General features: G+C 55.0%; 8 protein-coding genes and 1 pseudogene. 4 read left to right on the forward strand and 5 right to left on the reverse strand.

All coding sequences use genetic code 11. From position 1 onward, the window contains the following. From ACOSYY_RS01385 to ACOSYY_RS01405, 5 genes and pseudogenes are all read right to left on the reverse strand, one after another. Window positions 1-644, reverse strand: a pseudogene (locus ACOSYY_RS01385) (hypothetical protein); the annotation flags it as partial. Window positions 645-718: 74 nt separating this feature from the next. Then, window positions 719-1,375, reverse strand: a complete 657-nt coding sequence (locus ACOSYY_RS01390; RefSeq protein ID WP_421660461.1) for a hypothetical protein — start codon at window positions 1,373-1,375, stop codon at window positions 719-721. Window positions 1,376-1,457: 82 nt separating this feature from the next. Further along, window positions 1,458-2,156, reverse strand: a complete 699-nt coding sequence (locus ACOSYY_RS01395; protein WP_421660463.1) for a hypothetical protein — start codon at window positions 2,154-2,156, stop codon at window positions 1,458-1,460. Between the two features lie 7 nt (window positions 2,157-2,163). Continuing rightward, the gene (locus tag ACOSYY_RS01400) at window positions 2,164-2,535 is read right to left on the reverse strand and encodes a hypothetical protein (RefSeq protein WP_421660464.1); all 372 of its coding nucleotides are present in this window, start codon (window positions 2,533-2,535) and stop codon (window positions 2,164-2,166) included. 830 nt (window positions 2,536-3,365) lie between these two features. Continuing rightward, the gene (locus ACOSYY_RS01405; RefSeq protein ID WP_421660465.1) at window positions 3,366-3,788 is read right to left on the reverse strand and encodes a hypothetical protein; all 423 of its coding nucleotides are present in this window, start codon (window positions 3,786-3,788) and stop codon (window positions 3,366-3,368) included. A 281-nt stretch (window positions 3,789-4,069) separates the two neighbouring features. Between ACOSYY_RS01405 and ACOSYY_RS01410 the strand changes: the two genes are divergently transcribed. The 4 genes from ACOSYY_RS01410 to ACOSYY_RS01425 form a co-directional block, all read left to right on the forward strand. Next, window positions 4,070-4,960, forward strand: a complete 891-nt coding sequence (locus tag ACOSYY_RS01410; RefSeq protein ID WP_421660466.1) for a polyprenyl synthetase family protein — start codon at window positions 4,070-4,072, stop codon at window positions 4,958-4,960. A 92-nt stretch (window positions 4,961-5,052) separates the two neighbouring features. After that, complete coding sequence (gene hpnA, locus ACOSYY_RS01415) at window positions 5,053-6,036, forward strand: hopanoid-associated sugar epimerase (protein WP_421660468.1); 984 nt, start codon at window positions 5,053-5,055, stop codon at window positions 6,034-6,036. Window positions 6,037-6,321: 285 nt separating this feature from the next. Further along, on the forward strand, window positions 6,322-7,128 hold the full coding sequence (locus ACOSYY_RS01420; RefSeq protein WP_421660469.1) for a carotenoid biosynthesis protein: 807 nt from the start codon (window positions 6,322-6,324) through the stop codon (window positions 7,126-7,128). Window positions 7,129-7,267: 139 nt separating this feature from the next. Continuing rightward, on the forward strand, window positions 7,268-7,492 hold a 225-nt coding region (locus ACOSYY_RS01425; RefSeq protein WP_421660470.1), incomplete at its 3' end, for a hypothetical protein.

Here is a 7,492-nt window from a genome sequence, read left to right on the forward strand (position 1 = left end):
TCAAATGCATCGGACGTATTGTACTCGAACTGGCAAGGACCAAACGCATCGGCCCATGAGCAGAAGAACGGAATGGAATCATCGGAAGGTCGAACGATGACCACGTTCTTCTCCACATGCGTCTCGATCGGAAGATCCAAAACGGTAATGGCGTCGAGGAAGGCTGCTCGTCTCTCATCCAACCAGCGTGTTCGATCGGCATCGCCACGCGTTTCGCCGGGCGTGATGACGACCTGCGTCTGGAGGCGAACCCGGATGAACGAATGGGCATGCCGAAACCCAATCCAGAACATGGCACGTTGATCATGAAGCTGCAGTATTTCGCGAATGCGCCACGGGTGGCTGATGGAGCAATACGTGCCGATATCCTGATGGCGCTGATAGATCGTATGATAGGCTCCGGATAGAAGAAAGAAATCACCGCGCCATCGTTCCCGCACATGAACAAGCGTGACGTCTTCCGTCGCCCAAGGATCCAGCTGATCAAAGTCATCGAGCGACCCGACCGTCCATTCTTCCACATAGCAGATCACGTCGCTGGCAGGCGAAACCGGCTTTAACCCGAGCGCGGCGAGCCGGTCCCCCACGGCAAGCGCCTGACCGAAACTCAAGGGCGTCGTCGTTTCCCACCGCCGCTCACGCACTGCGAGGGGTCCTCAAGACAGATTGAAGTTGCCGTCGACCCTCAGAACCATGCTCCACTGGGAATTGCAACGGCTCACTCTTGCACAAGGCGCCGTGACGGGCGTAATGCCTTGTTGTCAATCGTCGTGTCCACGATCAGCCGATCAAATCCGTCTTTCAGGGTCGCCGCCAGTTGATCTCGCACATCATCCTGGTTGAACCAAAACACGGTTCGACTCCGCCCCCCTTCAATGGTGCGAATGGTCGTGCTTCGGTCGACCAGGTTCCGAGCTTGAATTGTAAATCTGCTGGTGGTGTCAATCACAGTGGAAAAGACGCGGCTCTTCACGGTAGCGGAAAAATCTTGCACCTGTCCGCTGATGACAATATCGGCATCCGCGGCGGATCCGGCCGCGGCCACGCGCACGTTCCAGACCCGATCTCCCCACCCACGAGTTCTTAAGCGATCGGCGAGTCGCTGAGTGATCAAGCCTCCAAGCCGATCACCCGACACATCGAAATGCGTGGTTCCTCCCCACAGATGCGTACGCGTCCCTACACGGCTCTTGTCCGCCCGTCGATCGTCAAACGGTTCAATGGCGATCTTGATCGGATCGATGTCGGTCACCTGCACCATCGGCGGTTTCTCGCGCAAATCCAGATAACGCATCTCCCCTGTTCCTCTGCAGCCGGCCAGCATGGTCGCCATCATGATGGCACTGCCCAGAACTCGTAATGACGATTGCTTCACGGGCTCCTCCCTGTCAAGGTTCAAAAAGAGTGGCGGCTCAGTCTACCCAAGTTTGGCGTCAGAGACAATTAGGATAAAAAGGTTAAGGAGTGACGAGAGGGTGCAGGGACCGAAAAGTTTCGCATGCGATCCGGGCCAACTGCCCTTCGCGTACTCGTGAGTCTCCTAAGGGCACGCAGCGAACGACCTTCAGAAACGATCGTTCAGCCACCACCGCAGCGATCTGAGCCTTGCGGTCATGGGTGATCGGCAGCGTATAGCCCTCTCCCCGTTTCCACTCCCACAACGACGGTGCCAGAGATAATTCCAGGTCTTTTCCAGCGAGCTGGTGAAACCGGCCGAGAAGCTGGCGCTTGTATCGTCCTATCTCCGAGCCTTCCAGCAATAGCGCACAGGTCACGTGATGTCCCCACCAGACCAGCGTGCGGAAGGTGAATTTGTTCGCGCCGGAGAAGTATTTGGGACAATCAAGGTATTGATACGGGAAATCCTCCAGATGCTCGCCTTTTACCAGTTGATGGAGGTTGGGATCGAAATCGAGAGGAACGACGAGCGCCAGACCTGCCAACTCATTCTGCAATGCGCCATGCGTCGCCTCAAGCATGGCTCGTATCTTGGTCGTGATCGCAGCCTTTTTCCGAAAGAATTGTGCGTCGGCCAGCAACATGGTTTCGCCATCGGTAAGCTGTAGAGGATGGGATATCATGACATGGGATATGACGCGATGCTCATGTATGGCCTCATCTCCACGTTGGACCGACGCAGTGGTCGTTTGCTGCATCCTCAAGCTACTTGTGGCGTGTTTCGAACGACTCGACGGTCAGTTCGTAGAGCCGGCGGCAGTCGGCGCAGCGCAACAACACGAGATCTTGAAATACATCCATCTCACGAAGCGTCAGCGAAGCCTGATGCGTGGACACGCAAGCCTTGAGAAACTCCACCCCGGACGGCTCGACTCGTAGAGCGTCTTCACCGGCCATTAGTTGGGCCACGGATGCTTTCGAAGTGACCGTGGCAATCCTCAGATGATGGGATGATGTGCACGAACTGCAGGAGAGAATGACCATGTTCTCATCCGTCATTCGTTTGACCGTCACACACAGAGGGTGAACCGACCAACATTGCTGAAGAAACGCCCCACTTCGGATGACCTGCGCCATGATCGTCTCGATGAACGGTGAGGTTGATATCCCCCGGCAAATGTTCGGCCGCCTGTGGGAGTTATATAGACATAGAAGAGAACGGTCTTTGCTCAATACTGATCAGCAAGAACAACGGAGCCTCCAAGCTGAATGTCTTCTGAGAAAAGAGGATTTCACTCCGGACACCCGAGCTTAGGGCAGGTTGAAGAACCGGAATTCAGAGCATGGCGCCCACGGGAGCCCCATCTTTCTTCGGAGAAGGAGAGACGACTCCCTCCTGGACCGAACGACAGGTTTTGCATACCCGTGGTCGTGCTTTTAAGAAAGAGACCTTCCCACTGGCAAGACAACTGTAATGAACGAACTCGTCACAGACCGTGCAACGAGACCAACCTCCCCGAAGCATCGTCTTGTCCCGATAGAGGTCTTCCCGGCACACTCTGCACAGGCGTGGTTCTACTGGAAGCAGCATCGGCTCCCACTCGCCACCGCCTTTTCGAATACTCATGGGAACGGAGTATAGCGGGAAGATCGGCGGAAAAACAAGCGAATGGAAAGATACCGGACTCGCTAGGCTTTTTCATTCGTCCCTCTCGTCGATATCGATCGGTCAGCTCTTCGTACACATATAGACGATGACCGACGGCCATCAGGAGGATGATGCGTGTTGACCAATCGACGGGATAGACGATGCGGAAGCAGCGATACTTTCGGAGTCCATCGAATTCCCGCTAAAGCAGCTGCCCACATTCGGGGTCAGAAGCAATGGCACGAAGGCTGACTTGACTGATCGCTTGAGACCGGGATGCAGTGATCACGCGGGACATTCGGTGGGGGGCAGTGCGCCGCTATTGGCCATCGCCTGCATCTGACTTGTTGGCTGGTGATATTCCAAGCCATCGGAGAGCGTCTTCAGGCCTGTCAAACATCTTGACAAGCATGCCACGGTTCACGGCAACGGTTTCGCCGAACCTTCCCGGGTCAAGCACTGGTTCTTTTAGTATGTATGCGAATTGTGTAGAAGAGGATACACCCTGTTGTGCAAAGTCCTTGACCGTGTGCGCGGCGAATTCGCCGTAATAGAAGCGTTCCATGGTTTCGGGTTTTCCGACGAGCTTCCGACCATCAATGAATACCCTTTTGCTTTTGTGCCGTGCAACAGCTTCAAGGATCTCTACAAATGTTCGTTTCGCCTCTTTTAACGAAAACTTCCCCATGACCTCCACGTTGAGAAAGCCTGATTCAAAGCGTATCGCCAATAGCATGCTCATGATCACCAGTCTTTCGACCAACGATTTGGAAGGACGACACCCGCGAGCGTCGGTCATTTATGCGGCACAGTACGCACCGACGGACCTCAAATCAATACCATTTTACAATTATTCACCTCCTTACGAGTGTCCTACCCTCGAAGTCCACTGACAAAAGCGAGGGTGCGGATGCTCGTGCACAGGAGACCACGAGCGTCCTCTCGCATCACACCGCGTTTGACTCATCTCCCATCGTTTGTTACTCTCCGCGCGGTTGATGAGTCCTCAAGAAGGCTGACCATATGCATATCGTGGAGTATCTCGAGCGGAAACGGATCGAAGTCGATCGATTTCTCGACCTTGTCATGCCGCCCTCCGTCACCCCACCGACGACCTTGCACGAAAGCATGCGTTACAGCCTGCTCGCAGGCGGGAAGCGAATCAGACCGATCTTGGCGATTGCCGCGGCGGAGGCGATCGCGGCGACAACCCCTGGCCTCATGCCGGTGGCTTGCTCATTGGAATTCATCCATACCTACTCGCTCATCCACGACGACCTGCCTTCGATGGACAACGACGACTTTCGCCGTGGAAAACCGACAAGTCACAAGGCCTACGGCGAAGCGATGGCGATTCTGGCCGGCGATGCGCTCCTCACCATGGCGTTCGACATCATCAGCCGTCCCGATCTGATGAAAGGCTGCGACCCAGTGCGACAGGTGCGGTTGGTTCAAGAGCTGGCCTATGGCTCAGGCAACATGGGCATGGTAGGCGGCCAAGTTTTCGACATCAAAGCCGAGAACAAAGACATCGATCTCTCTACCCTTCAGAACATTCACAAGCACAAGACCGGCATGCTTATTCGAGCCGCGGTCCGCATGGGCGCGATCGCCGCCGGGGCGAACGACCGCCAGCTGGACGATATGACCGGCTACGCAGAAGACATCGGGTTGGCCTTTCAGATCGCCGATGACGTGTTGAACGTGACCGGCACGCGCGAAGAGCTGGGGAAGAACCCAAATACGGATGCCGAACGGGGCAAGAAAACCTATCCGACCTTTCATGGCGTGGAAGGGGCGAAGAAGATGGCCGACGATTGTGTGACCCGCGCTATCAACCGGCTCTCATCATTTGATTCTCTCGCCGACTCGTTGCGCGAGATCGCGCGGTATATAACTTCTAGAAAGAACTAGTCCTGAGTCATGAGTGCTGAGCTCCGGAATAAAGTTCCTCTTCTCTCCCACTTTACTCAGTGCTCATCACCCAGCACTCAACACCTCTCATCATGAAAGTCTTCGTTACAGGCGCCACCGGGTTTGTCGGAGCGGCGGTGGCACGAGCGCTTGTACGAACCGGCGCCGAGGTTCGCGTGTTAGCTCGGCCGGATTCCGAGCTGCGTAACCTAGACGGTCTTCCGGTTGAACGAGTCGCAGGAGATTTACGCCATCCCGCATCGCTCCGCATGGCTCTCAGCGGCTGCCGCCATCTCTACCACGTGGCCGCTCATTACGCCCTATGGGCGAAAGATCCTTCGATCTTCTATGACGTCAATGTTGCCGGCACCAGAAATCTTTTGGAAGCGGCGCGCGAGGTCGGTGTCGAACGCACGGTCTATTGCAGCACTATCGGAGCGATCGGCTTGCCGCCGGGCGGAGGGCTCGGAACAGAAGGTACGCCGGTGTCGCTCGAACAGATGGCAGGCCATTATAAGCGTTCGAAATACCTTGCCGAGCAGGAGGTGCACAAGCTTGTCAAAGAGGGATTGTCGGCCGTCATCGTGAATCCCAGTGCACCGGTCGGCGAAGGCGATGTGAAGCCGACACCCACCGGTCAAGTTATTGTCGATTTCATGAAGGGTCGGATGCCGGCCTACATTGAGACCGGCATGAACATCATCGATGTGGATGACGTGGCCACCGGCCATCTGCTCGCCATGGAAAAAGGCCGACAGGGTGAACGATATATCCTCGGCTCAAGAAACCTGTCGCTTCGTGAAGTATTTGAAATTCTCAGCAAGTTGACGGGCCTCAAGGCTCCCGCGCTTAAATTGCCGCGAGGCGCTGTGTTACCTCTCGCCTATCTCAATCATTGGTTCGCTAACTTTACGGGCCATCCTCCTCGCATCCCGCTGGAGGGCGTGAAGATGGCGAAGTATAAGATGCACTACGATTGCAGCAAGGCGATCCGAGAACTCGGCTTACCACAAAATCCCCCCGAAGTGGCGCTGGAGAAAGCCGTGCGGTGGTTTCGCGACCATAAATATGCATAAAGCTCTTTGCCCGGTTTGTGGGTATGATCTTGGGTTTCAACCGTGGAAGGGTAGTTCCGCATCACACGAGATTTGCCCATGTTGCGGGATTGAGTTCGGCTATGATGACTTCGCTGATGGAGATCTTACAAAGCGCCATTCCATTTAGGAAAGTTGGCGAGAGAAGTGGATCAGTGGTGGTATGAAATGGTGGAGTGAAGGACAGATGGCTCCGGCGGGGTGGAATCCTGCGACTCAACTAGAGCGACTTCAAAACAGCTAAGGCCATTGGTACAACAGTGAAGGATGGAAGTACTCTCTCTTTTCTTTAAGACCATTCTCTTCCGGCCATACGTCTTTATTTTCCTTGCCGCGTTTCTCTTCTCCGCCATTAAACTGATCGGCTGGCCTCGGACCTGGCGCTTCTGGCTGATTAGCTGGATCACGGCGTTCATCTGTGAGTTGTCGTCAACGCGAAACGGCATCCCGTTCGGCTGGTACTTCTACAACGGCTCGACGGTCGGCCAAGAGCTTTACTTTTCCAATGTGCCGTTCATGGATTCCATCTCATTCAGCTTTCTCCTCTTCGCCTCTTACTGCGTGGCACTTGGATTCCTACTGCCGTTTGATTCCTCTCAGAGCATCGAGCCTGCCCTTCTCAAGTCGTTGCAATTCGACGTGGAGGCACGCACGGGTTGGACTGTCTTGGCGCTGACGGCGTTTTTGTTCGCTTTTATCGACATGGTGATCGATCCGGTCGCTCTGCGTGGAGACCGTTGGTTCTTGGGGAAAATTTATTACTATCCAGACCCAGGCTGGCATTTTGGGGTCCCATTCGCGAATTACGTCGGCTGGGCTGTGGTCGGACTGGTTTCGCTGGCCGTCTATTTTCCGTTGGACCGACGCCTCACCTCACTCTCACCGCTCCAACCGATCACACAGAATCTCTTGCTCGGCATCGGGTTGTACTATGGAGTCTTGGCTTTTAATCTCGGCATGACGTTTTGGATCGGAGAAGCAGCCATGGGCATGAGCGGCCTGCTCATGCACCTGCCCATCCTTGTTCTGCTGATCACTCGCCTCTCAGGTTTTCAACGAGTGCGCCCCACCTAACGGCGTGGGTGGTATTCATCGTGAAGAATTTGTATAGTGAGACGACGGTGATGGAAATCATGAGAGTCGGCATAGAGCACTGAAATCCTGAGCTGCCGCTCCAAATCCAGCTCCGCACAGATCCTCGCCCGGCATCATTATGGTAAAGCTCGACTATCGACTCATCGTAACAGGCCTGATTCTCCTCACATTCTTGTGGCTGTCCCCTACTGCCTCGGCCACGGGTCCGGAGTTGCTGCACGTGCTCGGCATCGTGGCAGCGATCGATGCGAAACATATTGAAGTCAAAACAGCCAAAGGACCGATCGTGTCGGTCTTACTCAACAAACAAGTGAAATATAAGAACAAGAACAACCCAAAATCG

Source organism: Nitrospira sp. BLG_2 (assembly GCF_049222245.1).

Excerpts from the sequence above, each read along its gene's own strand:
- ACOSYY_RS01395 (WP_421660463.1), bottom strand. The coding sequence starts at position 2,156 with ATGCAGCAAACGACCACTGCGTCGGTCCAACGTGGAGATGAGGCCATA.
- ACOSYY_RS01400 (WP_421660464.1), bottom strand. The coding sequence starts at position 2,535 with ATGGCGCAGGTCATCCGAAGTGGGGCGTTTCTTCAGCAATGTTGGTCG.
- ACOSYY_RS01405 (WP_421660465.1), bottom strand. The coding sequence starts at position 3,788 with ATGAGCATGCTATTGGCGATACGCTTTGAATCAGGCTTTCTCAACGTG.
- ACOSYY_RS01410 (WP_421660466.1), top strand. The coding sequence starts at position 4,070 with ATGCATATCGTGGAGTATCTCGAGCGGAAACGGATCGAAGTCGATCGA.
- hpnA (WP_421660468.1), top strand. The coding sequence starts at position 5,053 with ATGAAAGTCTTCGTTACAGGCGCCACCGGGTTTGTCGGAGCGGCGGTG.
- ACOSYY_RS01420 (WP_421660469.1), top strand. The coding sequence starts at position 6,322 with ATGGAAGTACTCTCTCTTTTCTTTAAGACCATTCTCTTCCGGCCATAC.